The 23,724-nt window shown below is 32.7% G+C and carries 20 protein-coding genes and 1 tRNA gene; 10 read left to right on the top strand and 11 right to left on the bottom strand.

Annotated features, from left to right (window positions below):
* Positions 1 to 39: 39 nt before the first annotated feature.
* The 4 genes from QO190_RS11645 (at position 40) to QO190_RS11630 (ending at position 5,010) form a co-directional block, all read left to right on the top strand.
* Positions 40 to 1,440, top strand: a complete 1,401-nt coding sequence (locus QO190_RS11645; RefSeq protein ID WP_371463390.1) for an MFS transporter — start codon at positions 40 to 42, stop codon at positions 1,438 to 1,440.
* 70 nt (positions 1,441 to 1,510) lie between these two features.
* On the top strand, positions 1,511 to 3,067 hold the full coding sequence (locus QO190_RS11640; RefSeq protein WP_371463392.1) for a sodium:solute symporter: 1,557 nt from the start codon (positions 1,511 to 1,513) through the stop codon (positions 3,065 to 3,067).
* 123 nt (positions 3,068 to 3,190) lie between these two features.
* Positions 3,191 to 4,042, top strand: coding sequence for a transketolase (locus QO190_RS11635; protein WP_371463394.1), 852 nt, complete (start codon positions 3,191 to 3,193; stop codon positions 4,040 to 4,042).
* A gap of 20 nt (positions 4,043 to 4,062) precedes the next feature.
* Positions 4,063 to 5,010: a transketolase family protein gene (locus QO190_RS11630; protein ID WP_104792343.1), complete on the top strand. Its 948-nt coding sequence runs from the start codon at positions 4,063 to 4,065 to the stop codon at positions 5,008 to 5,010.
* A 79-nt stretch (positions 5,011 to 5,089) separates the two neighbouring features.
* Here the strand turns inward: QO190_RS11630 and ric are convergent, their stop codons facing one another.
* From ric to QO190_RS11605, 5 genes are all read right to left on the bottom strand, one after another.
* Positions 5,090 to 5,809: an iron-sulfur cluster repair di-iron protein gene (gene ric / locus QO190_RS11625; RefSeq protein WP_371463396.1), complete on the bottom strand. Its 720-nt coding sequence runs from the start codon at positions 5,807 to 5,809 to the stop codon at positions 5,090 to 5,092.
* Between the two features lie 94 nt (positions 5,810 to 5,903).
* The gene (locus tag QO190_RS11620; protein WP_371463398.1) at positions 5,904 to 6,338 is read right to left on the bottom strand and encodes an Rrf2 family transcriptional regulator; all 435 of its coding nucleotides are present in this window, start codon (positions 6,336 to 6,338) and stop codon (positions 5,904 to 5,906) included.
* Positions 6,339 to 6,401: 63 nt separating this feature from the next.
* Positions 6,402 to 6,776: a hypothetical protein gene (locus tag QO190_RS11615; RefSeq protein ID WP_371463400.1), complete on the bottom strand. Its 375-nt coding sequence runs from the start codon at positions 6,774 to 6,776 to the stop codon at positions 6,402 to 6,404.
* A gap of 69 nt (positions 6,777 to 6,845) precedes the next feature.
* The gene (locus QO190_RS11610) at positions 6,846 to 7,316 is read right to left on the bottom strand and encodes an Lrp/AsnC family transcriptional regulator (protein WP_213188654.1); all 471 of its coding nucleotides are present in this window, start codon (positions 7,314 to 7,316) and stop codon (positions 6,846 to 6,848) included.
* A 134-nt stretch (positions 7,317 to 7,450) separates the two neighbouring features.
* Positions 7,451 to 12,223, bottom strand: coding sequence for a translocation/assembly module TamB (locus tag QO190_RS11605; protein ID WP_371463402.1), 4,773 nt, complete (start codon positions 12,221 to 12,223; stop codon positions 7,451 to 7,453).
* 5 nt (positions 12,224 to 12,228) lie between these two features.
* On the opposite strand from QO190_RS11605, the gene tsaD reads away from it, so the two are divergent.
* The 4 genes from tsaD to QO190_RS11585 all read left to right on the top strand — a co-directional run bounded on the left by tsaD (position 12,229) and on the right by QO190_RS11585 (position 15,646).
* Positions 12,229 to 13,245, top strand: coding sequence for a tRNA (adenosine(37)-N6)-threonylcarbamoyltransferase complex transferase subunit TsaD (gene tsaD / locus QO190_RS11600; RefSeq protein WP_371463404.1), 1,017 nt, complete (start codon positions 12,229 to 12,231; stop codon positions 13,243 to 13,245).
* 86 nt (positions 13,246 to 13,331) lie between these two features.
* Positions 13,332 to 14,213: a DUF808 domain-containing protein gene (locus tag QO190_RS11595; RefSeq protein ID WP_371463406.1), complete on the top strand. Its 882-nt coding sequence runs from the start codon at positions 13,332 to 13,334 to the stop codon at positions 14,211 to 14,213.
* Between the two features lie 154 nt (positions 14,214 to 14,367).
* Positions 14,368 to 14,820, top strand: a complete 453-nt coding sequence (gene tnpA / locus QO190_RS11590; protein ID WP_371463408.1) for an IS200/IS605 family transposase — start codon at positions 14,368 to 14,370, stop codon at positions 14,818 to 14,820.
* 127 nt (positions 14,821 to 14,947) lie between these two features.
* Complete coding sequence (locus QO190_RS11585) at positions 14,948 to 15,646, top strand: 16S rRNA (uracil(1498)-N(3))-methyltransferase (protein WP_371463410.1); 699 nt, start codon at positions 14,948 to 14,950, stop codon at positions 15,644 to 15,646.
* 115 nt (positions 15,647 to 15,761) lie between these two features.
* Here the strand turns inward: QO190_RS11585 and QO190_RS11580 are convergent, their stop codons facing one another.
* Positions 15,762 to 16,427 (bottom strand): RNA methyltransferase, encoded by a 666-nt coding sequence (locus QO190_RS11580; protein WP_069799428.1) that lies wholly within the window; start codon positions 16,425 to 16,427, stop codon positions 15,762 to 15,764.
* A gap of 86 nt (positions 16,428 to 16,513) precedes the next feature.
* On the opposite strand from QO190_RS11580, the gene QO190_RS11575 reads away from it, so the two are divergent.
* Together QO190_RS11575 and QO190_RS11570 are read left to right on the top strand one after the other, a co-directional pair.
* Complete coding sequence (locus tag QO190_RS11575; protein ID WP_371463412.1) at positions 16,514 to 17,539, top strand: asparaginase; 1,026 nt, start codon at positions 16,514 to 16,516, stop codon at positions 17,537 to 17,539.
* Between the two features lie 23 nt (positions 17,540 to 17,562).
* Positions 17,563 to 17,649 (top strand) — tRNA-Ser (locus QO190_RS11570).
* Between the two features lie 30 nt (positions 17,650 to 17,679).
* Here the strand turns inward: QO190_RS11570 and QO190_RS11565 are convergent.
* From QO190_RS11565 to gldK, 5 genes are all read right to left on the bottom strand, one after another.
* On the bottom strand, positions 17,680 to 18,717 hold the full coding sequence (locus QO190_RS11565; protein ID WP_371463413.1) for an NAD(P)/FAD-dependent oxidoreductase: 1,038 nt from the start codon (positions 18,715 to 18,717) through the stop codon (positions 17,680 to 17,682).
* Between the two features lie 64 nt (positions 18,718 to 18,781).
* Positions 18,782 to 19,870, bottom strand: a complete 1,089-nt coding sequence (gldN, locus tag QO190_RS11560; protein ID WP_371463414.1) for a gliding motility protein GldN — start codon at positions 19,868 to 19,870, stop codon at positions 18,782 to 18,784.
* A gap of 40 nt (positions 19,871 to 19,910) precedes the next feature.
* Entirely contained in the window at positions 19,911 to 21,479 is a 1,569-nt protein-coding gene (gldM, locus tag QO190_RS11555; RefSeq protein WP_371463416.1) for a gliding motility protein GldM, read from the bottom strand.
* 47 nt (positions 21,480 to 21,526) lie between these two features.
* A complete protein-coding gene (gene gldL / locus QO190_RS11550; RefSeq protein ID WP_371463418.1) occupies positions 21,527 to 22,213 on the bottom strand; it encodes a gliding motility protein GldL in 687 nt (228 codons plus the stop codon).
* A gap of 27 nt (positions 22,214 to 22,240) precedes the next feature.
* Entirely contained in the window at positions 22,241 to 23,647 is a 1,407-nt protein-coding gene (gene gldK / locus QO190_RS11545; protein WP_371463420.1) for a gliding motility lipoprotein GldK, read from the bottom strand.
* Positions 23,648 to 23,724 lie beyond the last annotated feature (77 nt).

The raw sequence follows: 23,724 nt of genomic DNA, 5'->3' as shown, positions 1-23,724 counted from the left end.
TGCAAATTTGCAGGTTTTATTTTTTGTAAATTTGATGAAATGAAAACATCACAGATTGAAAATGTAGAAACCACCAAAAAAATTCTTCCATTAATATTGGCTACTGCTATTTTTATGCAGATGTTAGATTCTACTATTCTCAACACTTCTCTACCATCCATTGCAAAAGATTTGAACGAGTCACCACTCAATATGCAAAATGCTATTATCAGCTATGTTTTGACATTGGCTTTATTTATGCCTGTTAGTGGTTTTTTGGCAGATAAATTCGGAACGAAAAAAGTATTTATTATTTCTTTAATCCTATTCAGTTTAGGTTCTCTTTTGTGTTCACTTTCTCCAAACTTAACTTTTTTGGTGATTGCGAGGGTAATACAAGGAATTGGAGGAAGTTTAATGACACCAGTTGGTAAATTAGCACTTATCAAAACTTTTGACAAAAGTGAATTACTGAAAGCGATGAATTTTGCTATTATCCCTGCTTTAATTGGCCCAGTTCTCGGTCCATTAATTGGAGGTTATATGGTAGATTATCTTTCTTGGCATTGGATATTTTTAATAAATCTACCAATTGGAGTTTTAGGAATTGTGCTGAGTGTAAAATATATGCCAAATTATTTTTCAAAAATCATAGATTTTGATTTTAAAGGTTTTCTATTTTTTGCTGCAGCGTCATTGTTGCTTTCCATTTCTCTAGAATGGATGGGTAATGCTAAAAATATAACTCCTGTTCTATTGGTATTTTTAATGAGTTTTATTTTTATTTATCTCTATTACAGACACGCCAAAAAAGAAGAAAATCCTATTTTTCCTTTAGAATTATTCATGGTAAGAACCTTCAGAGTGGGATTTTTAGGAAATTTAGCGACGAGATTAGGCATAAGCTCAATTCCGTTATTAATTCCTTTGATGATTCAAATTGCTTACGGACAATCTGCAGTAGTTTCTGGCTGGATTGTAGCACCTATGGCGATTACAGCCATGTTTGGAAAATCTGCCGTTATTAAAATCCTGAATCGTTTTGGTTACCGAAAAACATTGATGTTCAACACTTTTCTTATTGGCACACTCATTTGTTTAATGGCAATCCCTGGAATTAATACGTCTATTTATTGGTTTATTCCTTTAATTTTGGTTTTAGGATTTTTTAATTCTATTCAATTTACCTCTATGAATACTATTTCTATTTCGGATTTACGAGATAGTCACACGAGTAGTGGAAACTCTTTAATTTCTGTAAATCAACAAATTGCCATAGGATTTGGAATTGCATTTGGTTTAATCATTTTAAAACTTTTTGAAGGCGATACGCAACTTATCAAAGGAAACATTCACAGTGCTTTTCGATATACTTTTTTGGTGATGGGAACTCTCACTATTTTATCTGGTTTTGTCTTTAGAAGACTCCATTTTAGAGATGGTGATAATATGAAATCTTAAAATCTTTCCTTGAAATAACTTTCTGAAAACGCTAAAAAAACTATATTTGCTCAACTTAAATTTTATAAGAATGGATTCAGCAAAGGTGTTGCTAATTTTTGTATTTGTATATTTTGTAGGGCTTCTCGTAATTTCCTATTTAACCAGTAGAAATTCAGACAATCAATCTTTTTTCATCGGGAACAAAAAAAGTAAATGGTGGCTCGTTGCTTTTGGAATGATTGGCACCAGTTTAAGCGGTGTAACTTTTATTTCTGTACCGGGAACCGTAGGTAAAATGACTGCCGGTAATTATCCTTTTGGCGGATTTGAATATTACATGATGGTGATTGGCTTTTTCATCGGATATTTTATTGTTGCAGCTATTTTACTTCCTCTTTATTACAAGATGAATCTTACTTCTATCTACACCTATCTAGGAAAAAGATTTAATGTAGAAGCACATAAAATTGGTTCTTTATTTTTCATCATTTCTAGAGCTATTGGTGCCACTGCAAGATTATATTTAGTGGTTAATGTTTTGCAATTATTTTTATTAGAAAATCTTGGTGTCCCTTTTTGGGTTACTGCAGCAGTAATACTTTTAATGGTACTGCTCTACACCTATGAAGGTGGTGTAAAGACCATTGTTATTACAGATACATTGCAAACTTCATTTATGATTATCAGCCTAGTTGCCTGTATTATTTATATTTTATCAAATCTTAATCTTTCTACTCCTGAAGCTTTCCAAATTTTGGCGGATAAAGACTACACCCATTTCATTAATACTGATATCAATTCTAAAACATTTTTCTTAAAAACAGTTCTAGGCGGAATGTTTATTACCATTGCCATGACAGGTCTAGACCAAGAAATGATGCAAAAAAACATTTCTGTAGATAACCTTAAGAATTCTAAAAAGAACATGCTCACTTTTGCTGGAACGCTATTGTTGGTTAACTTGGCATTCTTATTTTTAGGAGGTTTATTGTATCTTTTTGCGATGCAAAATGGCGCAGAATACTCGCAATTGGTAGATGTAGTCAATGGTAAAGAAAATATTACCAATATTTTTGGGTTTAAAGACGCTGTGGGAAATATTAACAATATTATGGGAGACGATTTATTCCCAGCACTTTCTTTGCAAGGTTATTTTCCTATGTTTATTTCTGTTATTTTCATTATCGGGCTTACTTCTGCTCTTTTTCCGTCTGCTGATGGCGCTTTAACTGCAGTTACAAGTTCTTACTGTGTAGACTTATTAAACTTAAACGAAGATACTACCAGAACAGAAAAACAAAAGAAAACATTGAGAATGAAAATTCACTTAATTTTCACTGTAGTATTCTTCCTTCTCATTATGATTTTCAAATGGATTGATGATAAATCTATTGTTTATCTTATCATGGAAGTAGCGGGTTATACTTATGGTCCACTTTTAGGTTTATTTGCTTTTGGTATTTTTACAAAGCATACGATTTCTAAAAAATATGCAATTCTATCAGTAACCATACTCGCACCAATTTTCACGTATCTAATTAATTATGTGGTAAGTAATTTCACTGACTATAAAATTGGAGTAGAATTGATTATTCTAAACGGACTCCTAACCTTTATAGGACTATGGTTAGTAAGAAATAAATAAATTTTAAAAAATTCGGTAAATCATTGCCGATTTTTTTTATTTCAAAAAGTGAGAAATCTTTTCATTTTTAATTCTTTCTTCCCCCCTAAATTTAGTAAATTTGCAAAACTTATTTTATAAATCATGAGTAAATCTATTGAAGAGTTAAAAGCTCAGGCAACACAAATCAGAAGAGACATTTTAAGAATGGTTCACGCCGTAAATTCAGGACACCCAGGTGGAAGTCTTGGCTGTACAGAATATTTCACAGCGCTTTATGGTAAAGTAATGAACTACAAACTCCCTTTCTCTATGGAAGGAAAAGGCGAAGATCATTTCTACCTTTCTAACGGTCACATTTCTCCCGTTTTCTATTCTACATTAGCGAGAAACGGATTTTTCCCAATTTCTGAACTTTCTACTTTTAGAAAATTAAATTCTAGATTGCAAGGTCACCCAACTACACACGAACATTTAGAAGGCATCAGAATGAGTTCTGGTTCTCTTGGTCAAGGTTTATCTGTAGGAATAGGAGTAGCTTTAGCTAAAAAATTAGATGGAGATTCATCTTTAGTGTATACCCTTCATGGAGACGGAGAATTACAAGAAGGACAAATCTGGGAAGCATTAATGTTTGCTGCTGCTAAAAAAGTAGACAACTTAATTTCTACAATAGATTATAACGGAAGACAAATCGATGGTGATACAGATGATGTATTATCTCTAGGAGATTTAAATGCTAAATTAAGAGCTTTCGGCTGGGAAGTTTTAGAAGAGAAAAACGGCAACGATTTAGAAGCGGTAATTGCAGTTTTAGAACATGCAAAATCTAAAACAGGAAACGGAAAACCAGTTGCCATCATTCTTCATACAGAAATGGGACAAGGTGTAGATTTTATGATGGGTTCTCACTCTTGGCACGGAAAAGCTCCGAATGATGCACAGTTAGAAAGCGCACTTTCTCAACTTTATGTAGAAACCGAAGCAGATTATTAATTCTTCTAAATTTAATACACATGAAATTTACATACACAGAAAAAAAAGATACAAGAAGCGGTTTTGGAGCAGGTTTAGCTGAATTAGCAGACAAAAATCCAAATGTAGTAGCACTTTGTGCAGACTTAATCGGTTCTCTAAAAATGGAGAAATTCATAGAAAAAGCTCCAGAAAGATTTGTACAGACAGGTATTGCAGAAGCAAATATGATGGGTATTGCTGCTGGTCTGGCTACTGCTGGTAAAATTCCTTTCGCAGGAACATTTGCTAATTTTGCTACTTCTAGAGTTTTAGACCAAGTTCGTCAATCTATCGCTTATTCTAATAAAAATGTGAAAATCGCTGCTTCTCACGCTGGTTTAACTTTAGGAGAAGATGGTGCAACTCACCAAGTTTTAGAAGATATCGGTCAAATGAAAATGTTACCAGGAATGGTAGTTATCAATCCTTGTGATTATAACCAAACCAAACAAGCTACTCTAGCTGCGGCTGAATATGAAGGTCCAGTTTATTTAAGATTTGGTAGACCTGTAGTTCCTGTTTTCATTCCAGAAGATATGCCTTTCGAAATTGGTAAAGGAATTTTACTTCAAGAAGGAAAAGATGTTACGATTGTAGCAACTGGACATTTAGTTTGGGAATCTCTTCTAGCTGCTGAAGAATTAGAAAAAGAAGGAATTTCTTGTGAAGTGATTAACATTCACACCATCAAACCTTTAGATGAAGAAATCATTCTAAAATCTGTAGAAAAAACGGGTAAAATTGTTACTGCAGAAGAGCACAATTACTTAGGTGGTTTAGGTGAATCTGTAGCAGGAATGTTATCTAGAAAAAGACCAACTCCACAAGAGTTTGTTGCCGTAAATGATACTTTCGGAGAAAGTGGAACTCCAGCTGAATTAATGCATAAATACGAAATAGATGCAGAAGCTGTAGTAAAAGCGGTAAAAAGAGTTTTAGCAAGATAATTTAACTTATCACAGCATATAAAATAACCCTAGAAGTTTTTCTAGGGTTATTTTTTGAAAAAAAACAATTAAAGTGAATTTAATTTTGCAATTCTTTTTGCAATTCAATTGCTTTTGGAAACAGAATATTATTCTCTAGATGGATATGTGTATGTAAATTTTCTTCGAATTCCTGAAGCATTTTATAAGTAACTTGATGCGTGTTACAAGCATCTGAAGGTGGTGTATATTGATTTAAAAGTTGGGCAATTTTTTCGAAACGATCTCCTTCATTTTCGTGTTCGTGTTTCATCATCTCAATTGGATTTTCTACTGCGCCAAAATGTGGTTTTGGTAATTCTACGCCTCTTCTTTTAGCTTCTACCATGTTTCTAAGGAATGGGAATAATACCAATTCTTCTTTTTTCATGTGAGCACCTAAATCTTCGGCAGATTGTTTAAACAATTCGTGAACTTCAATTAACTCTGGATATCTATCGCCTTTTACTCTTCTTAATTTATCTAAAAACTGAAGCAAATAAATGGTTTTTTCTTCTACATAACGGTGGTGCGTTTTCTCGATATAATCTGATAATAAATCTAAATCCCAAGTTTTAAAATCAATATTCTGAGTTGCGTTTTGCGTTACTCTTTCTAAATCTGCATAAATATCTTCTGGATTTTTCTTTTTCACTGCACAAACTTCTTCTATACTTCTATTTCCTTTGCAACAAAAATCGATTCCGTATTTTTTAAATACAGCTGCTGTTCTAAAATCTTCGGCTACAATTCCGCCTATTGTTTTGTCTTTTATTTCCATAACTTTTCTTTTTTGACAAGACAAAAATACAAAAATATTTTAATAGGACAAATTTATCCGAATTAAATTTAAGAAATAAAAAAAAGAACTATCTCTAGTTCTTTAAGAAGGCTATACCTTGTTCTGTTTTAAGCGCCATATCATAGACTGATATTTCACTGAGAGAATCTCTTAATTCTTCCCTTATTCCTTTGAATTTATCATGAAAAGGACAAGGCTTCTCTGAAGTACATTTTTCTAAGCCAAATGCACATCTCGTTAAAATATCTGCTCCATCTGTAGCGAGTACAATTTCTATGAGTTTAATCTTATCAATCTTGTCTAATTCTACCGAAAAACCACCTTGTTTTCCTTTATTAGATATCAATATTCCCTTCTTAGAAAGAGGTTGTAAAATTTTTGCAACAAAAGCTTCTGGAGCATTTGTAGCTTCAGCGATTTGTTTTACATTGGTTTTTTTACCAGCAAGAGCTTCTTGTGCTATATAAATTACCGATTTTATAGCGTATTCGCAAGCTTTAGAAAACATTTTTAATCATTTTAATCATCATTACGACATCAAAGTTAAGCAATTTATTCGGATTTTTTTATCTTATTTGAAAAAATTCCATTTTGGTATGATTGCCAATAAACCTAATGCCACATAAGAAAACAGCGTAAACAAATCTGAATACAGCATGGTAGAAAGATAAAACTCATGCAAGTAAAAATGAAACAGAATTGCTACTGGGAATAAGATTACACCTATTTTTCTATAAAAATAAATCCCCACAATTGATAAAAGTCCGATAATATCTATCGTGAAAATCAAATAAAAGTACCAAACTGGAATATTAATATCCGTTTTCTGAGAATACTCGGTAAGATCTACTCCTATTCCTAAAAAAGATAATGCTACCATAAAGAAAATGGCAACATAAAAAAAAGTGGTTTTTTGAGGATTTTTGTCAAAATAATTATCTTCCATTCTTAATAAATTTATAAAAAAAGCTTTTGAAAATTCAAAAGCTTTATACTTTGCGAAAATAATAAATTATTAAACAGAAATAGCATTAATTAATCTATTTTTATCACTTAGGAATTCTTCCATAGAAATCATAGATTCTGTTCTCATAACATCTTGAATGTCATCTATTTGATAAATAATTCTTTTAGCGTCTTCTGTATTTTTAGCTCTTACCTTGCAGAAGATGTTATACTTACCAGAAATTACGCTTGCTTCTACCACATTTGGAATAGACGCTAATTCTGTAAGAACTTCTTGAGTTTTGTTAGATTTGGTTAATAAAATTCCAATGAATGCAGTAAAATGATAATCTAATTTACCATAATCTATATTTAAAGAAGAACCCAAGATAATTCCTGCATCTTCCATTTTCTTTACTCTTACGTGAATAGTACCTGCAGACACATCCATCTGTTTAGCGATTTCAGTGAAAGGCATTCTTGTATTTTCTACTAAAAAATCTAAGATTTTTTTGTCTATTTCATCTAATTGATAATTCATACCAGTATTTTTAGATTATTAAATTTATAAAAATTGCTATCTTTTTTTGCAAATTTATGAAATTTAATTGAAATGATAAAATATTATTTTGACAAAAAAACATTGATTTTTATCAGAAAATTTCTAAAAATCTCTTACTTAGCAGAATCAATTTTAATGGTTTCGGGTTTATTTTTATTAGAATTCTTTAAAGAATCTTTCACTTTATTTTTCTTTTTGAAAAGATTATTAAAGCTTTTACTATACACTACACCTGCTCCATAAGTTTGGTTGGCTGTAGAATTTAGCGTAGTTCCTAAACCTAAGTTAGAAGGCTTAGAATAAGCTCTTAGGATTAATGAACCATCATTTTTCTTAGACACATCATATTCTATAATTCCTTCACCAGAAAGATAATTTCCGTAGGTATTTTCAGTTTTCGCAATAGGAATTCCAAAACCAGTTTTAAGTGTAACTCTTGGCGAAAGAATAAAATTACCACCAATATTGGCTCTATCTGCGGTATTAGAAGCTTGGTCACCTTTGATGTAATTTAAGTCAATTTGGAACTGCTCACTAATCGTATTGATTACGTTGCCCAATTGTTTTAAAACCAAATTATACCCCAAATCAGAACCCACATTCCCAATATTGATATTTCCAAATCCACCTGTACTAGAAGTATTGAAATTATTAAGAAGCAATACAGAACCAAATTGCAACGTTTTTTCGTCGTTATTGCTCATTCTTACCGTCAAAGCTTCTTTTACTTGTGAAGAAACATCTGGAGCTTGAACATCAAACTCAATTTTAGGATTTCTAAGATTTTGGGTGATTTTCGTTTGAAGCATTACATTAATCGGCGGCAAATTACCTACGCCTAAATATTCTGTAGCATTAGAAACTGTTCTGTAATAATTTGCTGTAATATTTAATGCTGGATTAAATGGATCTCCATCCCAAGAAATGCTGCTAAATTTATCAATTTGGAAGGTTTTTTCTAGAATTGCTTTAGAAATATACGTTCCGCTTTCTACAGAATATGTTCCGTCAAGAGAAATTCTTCCATTAGGTTTCATGACAAATTTTAATTTATCTGAATCTCCTCTCACCACAATATCTCCGATATCATATCCCACCAAAACACTTACGGTAGAACCTTTGTCAACACTCAAAAGAAGGTTAATATCCATATTTACCCCTTTTTTCGTTCCTTCGTCAATACTTACAACACCCGTTTTGTCTTCTTTTAAGAATCTTAGCATTTTAAACTCATCGACAGAAGAAGTGGTATTACTATTTAACGTAAAAATACTGTTATTCAAAATTTGGAAAGGCTCTGAATCTGTTGGCGTATCTTTACCTGCAGTAATACTGAGTTTTCCATTATCAAAACCTACATACAAGTCGCCTTTTCCATAAATTTTACCCCAGAATAAATCAAAATCGCTTTGTTTGGTATCCAAAAGCATTAAATTATCCGAAGTAATTAAGACGTTGGCTCCAATATTAGAAAGATTACTCAAATTAATCTGCGCCAATGAAAGTGTTCCCAAAGAATTATTTCTTCCGTCTCTAATTTTTACAGGTTCAGTAACTAAGATGTTTCCATTTTGTAACAATACGGTAGCATCAGCAAAAGTATAATCTACTCCGTTAAAATTAACTTTCAGACCAAAATCCTTTAAAGCAATATCTCCGCCGTAATTAATATCATTCATAGGACCATTAATCGAAACAACTCCAGTTGCTTTCCCACGGAAATTAGAGAAAATATTAGTCACAAATGCCTGTACAAAGCCAAGATTAAACTCTTGCAAATCTGCGGTTAAATCTAAAGTAGGAGAAGTGGTATTATTATCTATAGTTCCCGTAACTTCTAATTGATTTTTTCCTAAAAATTCAGAAGAAAGGATTTTTGCATTAATGTCAAAAATATTAGATTGAGCACTATTTTTCGCAGAAATTACCATATCTCCCAATTGTTTTCCGCTTAAGAAAATATCTTTAACTTCTAAATCAATCAAAGGTTCGAAGCTGGTTTTGCTCATTTTCAACTCTATGTTTCCATTGGCAATCCCTTTTAGGTCAAGATTTCCTTTTTGACTCGGTAATAAATCAATAATTTTAGAAATTTCTACATTTTTCACATCTATATCTGCGGTGAAATCTTTAGCATCTTTATAAGTCGCTTCCTTTACAAATAATTCGCTTTCCTCAGAATACAATCGAAGATTTTTAATGAGAAAATCTCCCGTTTTTTTACGATAAGTTATGCTATGATTAAGTTCCGGAGAGGTGTCTACATTCCAAGTAAAATTGTTCAGTTTCAGCTCTGTTGGATTAAATTTCACCACATAATCTCCATTTGCATCTACACTTTGATTGAGATTAATGGCATAAGATTTCATGGCATCATTTTGCTCATCTTCTAGCGTTCCAAGTTTAAAATTAGCAATCAAATGCAATCTTTCATCATTCTCATTTTCCCCAAAAAGTGTTACATCTTTTAATACATTTTTGCTGTATTCTACCCTACCAATATTGGCGAAAATTTGTTCAGAAGGATTTGCTGTATTGATTCTGATGGTGATATTATTAATCATCGCAGAATCTTTGGTCACCTTATTTTCGTCTAGTTTATATTCTGGATTTGCTTGCGCCAAAAGTCTGTCTGCTTGAGAAATCTCTAGTTTTTTAGTCAAAATATATTTTAGTGAAGTCGAATTAAGATTCAGCACTAAATCATTGGTGTTTCCGTTATACGAACCGTCAATTTTGGCACCTTCTGGAATTTTTAAATTCGGTTCAAAATAATTCACTAGTTTTTGACTCACATCAAAATTATAGGTAAACTGTTGACCTTTGTACAATCTTCTTTGTGGATTTCCGACCAAAATTTTATCAAAACCATTTTGGAACATTTTTCCTAAATCTCCCAAATTATATTTTCCAGAAATGTTTCCTTTTACCACATTCGGAATATCTGCATCTACAATTCTATTTCCGTTTTCGAAGTAGGCTTTTACGCTACCATTCGGAACGTCTATTTTTTGTTCACCTGCATAGAAAATTACATTGTTGAGTTGCGCATCAAGATTCATATCATTCAAATCCTTGAAAGCTAATTTCCCATCAATATTTCCACTAAAAACTGATTTTCCGTTACCTTGAACTCCAAAATAACTTAAATTAAGATAATCTATATTTCCTTTGATATCCGCAAAAAGTCTTGGCGTAGAAAAGTCAATTTTTCCAGTTATTTTTCCTTTTGCTTCTTCATCATTGATGGTGATAATTCCGTTATATTGTTTTTGATTAAGTGTTCCGTCTAGATAGAGATTATTAATGGTTTTTCCTGTGATATCAATTTTAGAAATATTAGATTTGGTTTTTAAAGTCAACGTATTGACATCAAAACCTTTTCCATCAAAATTAAATCTCCCCGAAATTAAACCTACCGCATTGTTTTTAGTAATCGCAGAAGTATTGAAGTCTTTCACATCTAAAACACCAACATATCGAGGATTTTGCAGGTCAATATCAGACAAAACAATATCTGCATTGGCTCTACCAATAGTTGTAATGGCATTTCCTTTGGCAATCACTCTTTTTGGCGTAACATCTACTGCTCCTTTATACTGAATTCTTCCAAAAGGATCCGCGAAATTCTTCATTTTATTAGCTACAAAACTCGGAAACATCGCTCGAAGTGCAGGATAAGTAAAATTGGTAGAAATATTATTGGTTACAATATTGAAATTCCCTTTCAATAAATCTTTAAACTTAGTATTTTGTGTATAAATATTTACATTTTCTCCTGATAAAAGGAAATCACTGAGTCTGAAATTATTCAGGGGTCCATTCATCTCTCCCGAAAGATTGATGGCAGTATAATTGTCCCATTTTGTTGCAAAATAGGAAATATCATAACCTGAAACTGCACTTCCGCGCTTCATTTTCATTTCCCAATTCACTTTATTATTGAAATCTTGCCACTTGGTTTCTTTATCTAAATGAAAAGTAAGGTCACCTTGTAAAAGCGAATGATCGGTATAAAGTGTTAAATCTTTTAAACTCAAAAATTCTTTAGACATCGAGAAATCTGTAGAAAAAGTATCTAAAGTGTGTATTTTCCCCCATCTTTTAGTCTTAAAACTCAGATTATTAATTCTGGCAGAAATATCTGGTCCAGAAATATTAAGATGTGGTGCAATAAGATTTACATTTTCTGCTTGTAGCCATTTTCCTTCATCACCTTCGTGATTTTGATTGATGATAGAAATTTTAGAATTTAAAATAACTACTCTAGAATTGAGTTTGAAAGGTGGTTTTTTAGGATCACTTGGTTTTCCACTATCAAATTTGGTAATAAATCTGTTGAAATTATCAATAGAATCACCTTTATAAGTCACCACTTTTACATCTGCCTCAGAAAGCGTCAACGTAGAGAAATCAAGTTGTCTAGATTTTCCAATTTTCAAGATTGATAACCAGTCAGAATCTGCTCTAAATTGCTTGGCAAAAATTAAATCATTATTTCTATCGTCTTTAATTCTAAGGCCATGAATGATAACATCGCCAAGAATATTTACTTCTACTTTTTCTTTGGAAATTTTTACTCCAAAGTCTTCTTCCAAAAATCCTAAAGCTCTACTCGCTGCATAATCCTTGGTTGCAGGAAGATTGATAATGATTAAAAAAGTAAGAAATAAAAAAGACGCAATTGCGGCAAACCAAAGGAACAATTTGGCCCACCAAGAAAACTTTTGTACATCTTCTACAGCCTGAGCTACAGTTTCTTTGGCGGCTTCTACAGGATGTTCTATGGTGTGTTTTACGCCTTCTGCAACATCAGTTATTTTTTCACCAACTTTTTCTGAAATTGGTTTGTTGTTTTCGGAGTTATTATTTTCTAAATTTGCCATTAATTATGAATGAACCAATTATTTTAGGAATAGAATCTTCTTGTGATGATACTTCTGCTGCCATTATTAACGGAAATAAAATCCTTTCTAATATAGCAGCGAATCAAACGGTACATCAAGAATATGGTGGCGTAGTTCCAGAATTGGCTTCTAGAGCCCACCAACAAAACATTATTCCTGTAGTGGAAAAATCCTTCACTAAAGCAAATATACAACAAAAAGATATTTCTGCCATAGGATTTACTCGCGGACCTGGACTTTTAGGTTCTCTACTTGTAGGAACTTCTTTTGCCAAATCTTTAGCGATGAGTTTAGATGTTCCATTGATTGAAGTTAACCATCTTCAGGCGCATATTCTTTGTCACTTTATCGAAGATGCAAATCCGATGCCCCCTAAATTTCCATTTTTGTGTCTTACCGTTTCTGGTGGACACACCATGATTGTTTTGGTAAAAGATTATTTCGACATGGAAATCATTGGAAAAACCATTGACGATGCAGCTGGTGAAGCTTTTGACAAAATCGGAAAAATAATGGGATTAGATTATCCAGCAGGTCCAATTATTGATAAACTCGCTAAATTAGGAAATCCTGATGCTTTCATTTTTGGAAAACCTAAACTCGAAAATTACGATTATTCTTTTAGTGGAATTAAAACTTCGGTTTTATATTTCCTTCAAAAACAATTGAAAGAAAACCCAAATTTTATTCAAGAAAATGTAGAAAATCTTTGTGCTTCTGTTCAAAAAACCATTATTGATGTTCTCATGAAAAAATTAGAAAAGGCTGCCAAAGATTACGATGTAAAAGAAGTAGCGATTGCAGGTGGCGTTTCTGCAAATTCTGGTTTGAGAGAAGCTATGCAGAATAATGTAGAAAAATTAGGCTGGAACGTTTACATCCCGAAATTTGAATACACTACAGACAATGCAGCAATGATTGCCATGGTTGCAAAACTGAAATTCGAACGTGGAGAATTTACAGATTTAAGAACCAGCGCAACTGCGAGATACGATATGTAAGGATGTTGGATGATGAAAAATAATAATATATCGTAATTTTAAATTTTTAAACAAACTCATAACTTTTAACTCATAACTCAACAATTATGGCTTCAGGCTTTTTTGCAATTTTAGATGATATCGCTGCATTGATGGACGATGTAGCAGTTGCTAGTAAACTGGCAACCAAAAAAACAGCAGGAATTTTAGGAGACGACTTGGCTGTAAACGCCGAAAAAGCGACAGGCTTCCTTTCTTCTAGAGAATTACCTGTACTTTGGGCAATTACCAAAGGTTCATTTCTTAACAAATTGATTATTTTACCCATTATTTTTGGGTTAAACTGGTTATTTCCTGCAGCCATCAAAATCATTTTGGTGATTGGTGGTTTATATTTGGCTTATGAAGGTGCCGAAAAAATTATAGAATTTTTCTTTCATAAAAATGACCACAAAACAGAACACGAAGAAGCTCTAGATGTGATGGACGATCCTATCACTGCAGAAAAAGCAAAAGTAAAATCTGCTATCACTACTGATTTTATTTTGTCCTTAGAAATTGTAATTATTGCTTTAGGTTCTGTATTAGACCAACCGCTTCTTAACCAAATTCTAACCGTTACAGTCGTTTCAATCATCGCTACAATTGGAGTTTACGGAATTGTAGCTTTAATTGTAAGAATGGATGACGCTGGATATAAACTGCAAAAAAAATCTAAAAAAGAAGGCGGAATTTTATTTAATATTGGTCAATTGCTTATCAATATGTTACCTTGGGTAATTAAAATTTTAGGAGTAGTAGGTACTATTGCTTTAATTTTAGTAGCTGGAGGAATTTTCCTACACAATGTAGAATATTTACATCATTTGGTTGAAAATTTACCTACTCCTTCTATTGTCAATGAATTTGGCGCTGGAATTATTGGCGGTTTATTGATGGTAATTTTGATTACAATTGGCAAAAAAATCATTTCACTGTTCAAAAAGTAATGAACACTGATAACGCAGATTTTAAGGATTTTTGCTGAACATAAAGAAAATTAGGTACAAAGTACCGAAATCAATAGCAAAGTGTGGAGCACTTTGGCAAAAATAAGCCATACCAAAAAAGGTGCAAAGCACCGAAATCTAAAAAACTATTAAAATGGGACAATCTTTAGTAAAAAATTATATCCACATCACGTTTAGTACCAAAAATAGAAATAATTTAATTACTGAAGATATTGAAGAAGAACTCTACAATTATATAGGAGGAATTTGCAAAAATTTAAAATGTAATCCTCTGAAAATTGGTGGGTACAAAAACCATGTTCATATTTTGTGTTTATTACATAAAAACGTGGCGCTATCAAATTTAATTGAAGAAATAAAGTCTCACTCATCAAAATGGATTAAAACTAAAGGAGATAAATTTAAAATTTTCTATTGGCAAAATGGTTATGGAAGTTTTTCTGTGAATCCGAGAGAGGTTGATAAAGTAGTTGATTATATTAAGAATCAAAAAGAACATCATAGAACAAAAGGTTTTCAAGAAGAGTTTTTGCTATTTTTGAAAAATTATGAAATTGAGTTTGATGAAAAATATATTTGGGATTGATTTCGCCACTTCGTGGCTTCGAAAATTCAATTTTAATTATACAAAGGGCTAAAGCCCTTTGCTAATGATATCGCCACTTCGTGGCTTATTACAAGTACAAAACATTTCAAAAATATTTAATAAAAAAATGAAACTTTTCTTTGGCGAAATTATTCCAGATGTAAAAATTAATGACGAAGAGCAACAGCACATCGTGAAAGTTCTTCGCATGAAAGAAGGCGAAGAAATCTTTGTGACAGACGGAAAAGGAAATCTCGCCAAAGGAAACCTCGTTTTTGAAGGGAAAAAAGTCAGTCTGAACGTTACAGAAGTTCAAGAATATTTTCCGAATCTTACCAGACAATTGCATATTGCGATTGCTCCTACTAAAAACATCGACAGAATAGAATTTTTCGTGGAAAAAGCAACAGAAATGGGCATTTCCGAAATTACCATTCTGAATACTGAAAAAACAGAACGTAAAAACTTGAACATCGAAAAACTTAGAAAACAAGCTGTTGCAGCTTCTAAACAAAGTTTAAGATTCTTCTTTCCAAAAATTAATGATGTTACAAAACTTTCAGATTTTATTAAAAATGTAAATCCGGAAATGACTTTTGTGGCGCATTGCGATGTTGCTTTTGAACGCATCAACCTCAGTGAAATTCCAGAATTGACCAATCCTACTTTCCTTATTGGTCCAGAAGGTGATTTTTCCGAAAAAGAAATTAAAATGTTAGCCGAAAAAGGCATTAAAGCTGTTTCACTGGGGCACCAAAGATTAAGAACAGAAACCGCAGGGATTTTCGTAGCAGCGTGGAATTACTATAAGTCAATAAGTGAATAGTCAATTTTTTCCTTCGGAAAAAGTGAATTTTAAAAATTTTCTCGCTGATTCAGCAGATTTAGCAAATTCTCTTTAGCGGAGAATTATTGATATTTCATCAGTATAATCTGCGGGACTAACCTTTCAAAAATCTTTCCAAAAGTTCTTCGCCACTTCTGATGGAATTTACTGTCCATCTGATTTTCATTTCCAATAATTTTTCTTCGGACAATTTATAATCAATTCCAGATTTCATAAGCTTTTGCTTCAATTCGTACATACAAATTGCGGCGGCAACAGAAACATTAAAACTTTTCGTAAAACCATACATGGGAATGGCCAAAGTTTCGTCTGCAAAATCTAAAATTTCATCAGAAACACCTTCCAATTCAGTCCCAAAAACCAATGCAATCGGCTCTTTTACTTCGTAATCGGGCAACATGGTCGCGTTATTTTCTGGAGAAACCGCCAAAATTTTATAACCTCTGTTTTTGATTTCCTTCAAAGAATCTAAATTATTGGGCATTTTTTCAACTTTCACCCAAGTTTCTGCACCTTTCGTCACCTTCAAATTTGGGTTGAAAACATTTTCTTCTTCCAAAGCAACTACGTGATGAAAACCGCAGGCTTCCACACTTCTTACAATCGCTGCTGCATTACGAAACTGATACACATCTTCCATCACCGGAAGCACAAAATCTGAACTCTCCTGAGAAAAATGCTCTATTTTACTCAATCTTTCATCAGTAAGAAATTGTTTTAGATAATCAAAAGTTTCTTGAAGTCTGTTTTTAGGAATCATTTGGCAAAATTGCAAAATATTTTAGAAATTAACTTTAAATTTTTAACTTTAAAGTCTGAAAAATTCTACAAAAAAGAAAATTTTACATGAAAAGAAAAGTCCTCATCATATACACAGGCGGAACCATCGGAATGGAAAAAGATTATGAAACCAATAGTCTTCGCGCTTTTGATTTCAATCATATTTTCAATAAAATCCCAGAGATGAATCTTCTGGAATGTGAAGTAAGCGTTCATCAGTTTTCAGAACCATTGGATTCATCAGATGTAGGACCAGAAGAATGGAAGGAAATCGCGCAATTAATTGAAAAAAATTATCAACTTTTTGATGGATTTTTGATTCTTCACGGAACAGATACGATGGCTTACACGGCTTCTGCACTGAGTTTCATGCTCAAAAATTTAAGAAAACCTGTGATTTTGACGGGCTCGCAATTACCAATCGGGGATTTAAGAACTGATGCCAAAGAAAATTTGCTCACCAGTCTTTATTACGCGAGTTTATATCAAAATAATGAAGCGGTGGTACAAGAAGTGGCGCTCTATTTCGAATATAAATTATTGAGAGGAAACCGTTGTTTAAAATATTCTGCTGAGAATTTCGATGCATTTATCAGTCCAAATTACCCAATTTTAGGAGAATCTGGTGTTCACTTGAAGGTGGAAGAAGCCATGCTGTACAGAACGCATCATCAAGAAGATTTTTCGGTGGATTTACATTTGAATGACAGCATTCTTTTGTGGAGAATTTTCCCTGGAATCAATTTAGAAAGTTTACCTCAAATTCCTAAAATCAAGGTTTTAATTCTTCAAGTTTTCGGTTCTGGAACGATTTTCAGCAATAAAAAAACGGAAGAAGTGCTTCAAAAAATCAGAAATAACGGAACTGAAATCGTGGTGATTTCTCAATGTGTTTCTGGTGGAATAAGCATAGGGAAATACAATAACAGTAACATTTTCAAAAAGATTGGCGCAATAAGCGGTCATGACATCACTGCCGAAAGTGCCTTGGCAAAAGCCATGCATTTAATTGATAATCCAAATTACTCAGGTGATTTTGCTGAAAATTTTAAGAAAAATCTGCGCGGAGAAATTTCGGAAATTGAAGAATAAATTCTACCTTTGCCATCTGAAAAAGAAAGGTGTCCGAGTGGTTGAAGGAGCTACCCTGGAAAGGTAGTATACGGGTAACTGTATCGAGGGTTCGAATCCCTTCCTTTCTGCAAAAAATCCGCAAACTCTTGCGGATTTTTTTATTGAAATCTTTTTAAATCTACTTCTGGATGAATTTCTTCACCGTTTTCTAAATGATGATAAAGGTTAATGGAGAAATAATTTCCATTGAGAATTCCTCTTGCTCCCAATCCGTTAAATACATATAAATTACCAAATTCTGGATGATTTCCTAAAATCGGTCTTCTATCTTTAACAGTAGGTCTAAAGCCAAATTTCACCTCTTTTACTTCGAAATCATGAGGATAAAACTCTGCTAAAGCATTGATGAGTTTTTCTACCGCAGTATCGTCAATTTTATGATGGATTTGTTCACGATCATACGTTCCGCCGTAATAATAATTCCCATTGTTTAGTGAAAAAATAAAATGCTTCTTTTTAATCGTAAACCCATCTTCTAAAGGCACAGAAAGTTGAACTTCTAAATGATGACCTTTATTCTGATGTACTGGAATTTCAGCAAAAAATGGGTTTTCTTTGACCGCCATTCCTTCGGCAAAGATTATTTTTATAAACGAAAGATCTTTGTAGGTAGAATCATTTGGTTTCAATAACTGATAATCAAATTTTTCTTTGATAAGATAATTTTGACTTTCTAAAAAGTTCATCATATCTGTGAAAAAACCACTTACATTTAACCGAGCCGATTGATTCACCACTCCACATTCAAATGGATTTTTGACAGAATTAAGTTTTACAAAATCTTTGGAAAGAAAAGGTTTCAAATTTTCGTCATCTGATTTTTTCAGCCATAGTTCTTTTTCTTTTTCGTCATGAAAAACTCTTAGAATAGGTTTTTCTATCAAGTAATTTTGACCTGTATATTGTTTTATTTCGGTCATGGTATTTTTAAGGGAATCGATTTGTTCTTGCGCCAACCAAAACGTGGTAAAACGTTTAAGAACCGCAGGATTTATCATTCCTGCAGAAACCATTGATGCGCTTTTCTTTCCTTCGGTAAAAAGTAAAAATGATTTGTTATTTTTAATGAATTGATGCGCTAAAAACATGGCTGCATAACCATCTCCTACGATAATATATTCTACGGATTTCGTCATAAATTGTCAATAAAAAAACCTAAGCAAAGATACTTAGGTTTTTGTTTATATAAGGATATTTGGATTAATAATTCCACATATCGTTTTCCATTTCTAGAATTTGATTTTTAATTCTGTCAGATTCCTCTAATTGTTCTTCAGCATCATTAGGAATATAGTCTTTGATAATTCCTGTTCCTAAACCATTATCTGATTTATAAATAATTGAAGAAAATCTTCTCGCATTAAGAATATCATCATAAGTTAAATCTGAAGATAAGTTTCTGTTATTAAAAACTACTGAATTGGCAAGAACTTCTCTAGCATCTGGATAGAACACCCAGAAAAGATCAATCAATTCATCTTTATTACCTAACGAAACTCCATCTGCAGTTTTTTCTGCCATCATAGTAGGATCCGGACCCATCGCAGCAATACCTAACAGTCTGTATTTCATTTGACCATCTCTTCTGTCTACGTACCACATTCCTTTAATTTTAAGAAGTTTTACGTTTTCGGTTTTGGTTTCAATAACATCTGTTCCAGCTTTGATGTCTTCTGGTGTAAGTTTTTCTCCAGCATTTCTTTTATCAATTAACCAATCTGATTCTTTAGTAATTGAAAGTCTTTGTTTAATTGCTTCTGGAGACAATTTGGTCATGAACATTTCATCATCATAAACTTCTTTAATCTTCCCACTCATTATGTTTTCTATCAGTAATTGATAGAGGGATTTATTACTAGAAACTATACCGTCTGCATTATGATAAAATGGTTGATTAATCTTTTCATTCATATCTATGATTTCCCAAACCACCATACTTCTTAGCACATCTTTTTCGTCAATATAACCATAACTAAGGGGTACATTTCTAGAAGAAACTATAGAATCTCCTTTTTTCACCTTTCCCATATCTCTGTATACTCTAAATGCTTCAGGTGATTTAGCATTTAGAATAGAAAGTGAGTTAATCGGTTCTAGCTCTTCTTTTGGTTGTGGCGTAACTTCAATATTAACATTAGTATTTGGAGTAGAAGTTACTACTTCAGCTGCTGGAGTTTCTTTTTTAGCAACAGTAGTTTTTTTAGCAGTCTTCTTCGTAGCTCTTTTCTTAGTCTGCGCATCTACAGAGAAAACACTTAATGCTAATAGTAAAATTAAAATCTTTTTCATTTTATAATGATATGAAATAATGTTATTCTTAATAACTCATTTATTGAACATTTATTACAACTGGACTGATTTTCTTGAGTGTCTGCCCTCCTAAACCTGACGCAGTAGCTTGAATGTCAGCAATGTAACAAATATCACCAGTTCTTAAATTCTTAGTAAGACTAGCGACGGAGCTTAATGAGTTTCCATTTATAAACATTGCTGCTCTACCTGGAACTTTAAATTTAAAACCAGTAACCTCAAATGTAACTGGAAAATCAAAATCAGGGATTCCTGCTCCTACAGTTTGATTTGCGATAGAACTTGCTGGCATTGTAAGTTCATTTTCCCCTCTAATTTGTCCTTGTGGTCTTGGTACATTTTTAATTCTAAACTCAAATTTCTGAGTAATTACTTGACCTTTTGGTCCTTTTCCAGAAATGGTTAATGTAGTAGTATTTCCTGAACCTGGAGTTACTACCCAAGAACCACCTCCTTTTTTAGTAACCGTTCCGCCAGTTGCTGTAAGTGTAGTTTGGCTATTATCAGCACCAAGGATAGAACCAGAAATAGGGTTCTGCACTCCACGGTATAAAACGTTCATTTTATCAGCAGATAATAAAGCTCCACTTTCGAAGGCTACTTCTTTAGCTCCTGGAACTACTCTATATGGATGAGAGAATTTGTATTCTAATTTTTTACCATTAGCATCGTTAAATGAAACTACGCCATTAAAAGTATATTCACCTGGAGTAGAAGAAACTAATGATTTATAACCAATTCCGTTTTCTGTTCTGTCTGCACCAGCAACACCAAATCCTGGTAAATTGCTATCATAAGTACCAATAAATACTTTCGCTTCAGCTGGTTCTCCTTGAATAATTACATCTGGAGCAGCAACTACAGCTTCGAAAGCATCAAATTTGATATCTGCATCTACTTTTTCTCTTAACATTAAAGAAAGAGCATCTGATTGTAAGTTTCTCGCTTCTGACTGAATAACTTCTAAGTTAGATAGCGCAGCAATTAAAGGCTGATTATAAAATTTGTATTGTATCCAATTTTTTCCTTGATTTTTATAAAGTGCGTCATCAGTAGACAATCTCTCTTTAGCTCTTTCAACTACAGAAACTAAATCTTTATTGTTTCCAAAATTTTGAATGATGTAGCTTTGAAGAGCAGCCATTTTAGACTTTAAATCCTCAGAATTATTAGATGGCATCTCAGCATCACCGCCTTTAAAGAACTTTTTAGTTACAGCGTCTGTATTGTTTAGAGAAGAAAAATTATCTTCTACAGTTTTGTTAGCATCAAAACCTGCTTCCGTTTTCAGTTGTCCTTTAATTGATTCAATAAAACCAACTAACTCATCAGCTTTTGACTTCATTCCTTGGTATTGTTGACTTACCAAACCAAAAGTTTCAGGTGAATTATCAGCTTTTTGTTTTAGGGTAATTTCGAAAATACTGTTTTTCTCTTCTGAAGATTTTCTAGAATCGGTAAGAGATTGATTAGTATCTTGGTATGACCTTATGATTTCTTGGTCTATCTGCATTGCAAGCATAGCAATGAAAACCAGATACATCAAGTTAATCATTTTCTGACGAGGTGTTTGTTTTCCTTTAGCCATTTTAATTCTTTTTTAAAATTTTTATTGATTAAAATATTGAAAGAAAATTAAGCTTTCATTGCAGAAAGCATACCTCCGTAAACTCTATTAAGATTATTTAAATTAGATGTAAGACCTGCTAATTCCTCGTTAAATTTCTGAGATTGGTCTGCAGATTTTTGAATATCTTCTACATACTTTTTACTCATTTCGCTTTGTGCTTTACCATGCTCTAATTGTAGTGAATACAATGCATTCATACTTTCTAGGTGACTAGCAGCTAAAGTTAATTGATCATTATACTTAGAAGTAGCTTGAGAAACATCTACAGTAGAATTAATTTGTTCTACAGAAGTTGAGAATTTATCAATTCCTGTTTTTAGTCTTTCGAATAATTCTACATCTAGTTTAGCATCAGCTAACATTTTATCTAATTTATTTGACAAGGTAACGTCTAAGTCAGAAGTTTCTACCGCAGCTACTTTTCTAGCTTTAGGCTGAGCATCTGAATCTAATAATTCTGGATAAACATTTTCCCAAGCGTATGATGCTTCTTCTTTTGGAGCGTCAAATGCGAAAATTAAGAAAATTAAAGCTTCTACACCTAACCCGATTGCCAGAATCCAAGTCCCAGTTAACGCTCCAATATTCCAGTGATTTAACTTAAATAATGCTCCTAAAATTACAACAGCCGCGCCTGCAGAATAAATAAAGTTTAAAGATGAATCTTTAGTTTTAAACGGATTACCTAACATATCTTTGATTTTTATATTTATATTTTTTTACTTACTTGTTCTTCTTAATTTTGCAGTTCCCGCAGGAATATCTTGTATTGTTCTAAAACCTATATAACTTCTAGCAGAATCCTTTCTTTCCCAATCTCTATATCCAGTCATTAAAAGATAACCTACATCCTTCCAAGAACCTCCTCTTACAGATTTTTTAACCTCTCTATAAGCTTGATTTGACAAATAAGGATTCAGAGTAGATGAAAATTGATAGGTTGAATTACTATAAGGAGACTCTGTCCATTCTGCAACATTTCCTGCCATATCATAAAGCCCAAAACCATTTCTGTGGAATTTCTTTACGGGAGCTGTATAAGGATACGTTCCTTTCTTTTCGTCTTCTATATAATTCCCTCTTTTAGGTTTAAAATTTGCTAAATAACAACCTCTATCATCTGTAAGATAAGGGCCACCCCAAGGATAAGTTGCATTTTCTAGACCACCTCTTGCAGCATATTCCCATTCTGCTTCTGTAGGTAATCTAAATCTGCTTGGTGCTTCTCCTCTTTTTTTACCAGATTTCACATAGTCTCTTTTTGCTTTAGTTTTATAATCACAAAAAGCTCTTGCTTGGTCCCAAGTTACTCCAACTACAGGATAATCTTTATAAGCTGGGTGCCAAAAATATCTATCAAATAAAGGTTCGTTATATGCATAGTTGAAATCTTTAACCCAAACTGTAGTATCTGGATAAACTGCTATACTTTCTTTTTTAAGATATTCTGCATTTCTGTTATTATCTTTTACTGCTGTAGCAATATCCTCCCACTGATAAGAATACTTTAATTTCTGAGTGTCTAAAAGTCTTTCATTATTAATTCTTTTTGCTGGAGGTAAATAAAGCGACTCTATTACTTCTGCATACTTTTCATCAGGATATTGATTAGTTTTCCAGTATAATGGAGCTTTCCAATCTAATTTTTTAGAATCATTGTAACCATCTCTGTCTCCTTGCGATTCTAAATATTTTTGGTAAGCATTCGCATCATCGCCCGCCTTTTTTGCTAAAAAAGCATATCTTCCTATTCCATCATCATTAGTATCATCTCCTGCAGCTTCTGCTAATAATGTTCTTGCAATGGAGTCTCTTACATAATTTACAAAGAGTCTATATTCTGAATTGGTAACTTCCGTTTCATCCATAAAAAACGAAGACACGGTCACAGTTTTCAGGGGAGCTTTCTCTGGGGTAGCTGTGAAATCTGCATCAGCTTGCCCCATAATGAAAGAACCACCTGGTATAGCTACCATTCCGAAAGGTCTTTGTGCAACAAAAGATTTTTTACTTTCTTTTGGTATCAATTCTCCTCTAGAATCTGGTTTTCCAGAATTTGCTCTTCCTCCTTTAGAACATGAAACCACAAAAGATGCTGCAAGCAGCAAAAGAAACATTCTTCTCATTATACTATAATAGTTTAAAGCGGTAAATATATAATTAATTTCTTTAACAAATCTTTAAGATTTTTTTTAAACGAAAA

This window comes from Cloacibacterium sp. Arc13 (genome assembly GCF_041431305.1).
GTDB classification, from domain to species: domain Bacteria; phylum Bacteroidota; class Bacteroidia; order Flavobacteriales; family Weeksellaceae; genus Cloacibacterium; species Cloacibacterium caeni_B.
The sequence above is the reverse complement of the archived record's forward strand: the minus strand, read 5'-3'. Positions and strand labels throughout refer to the sequence as shown.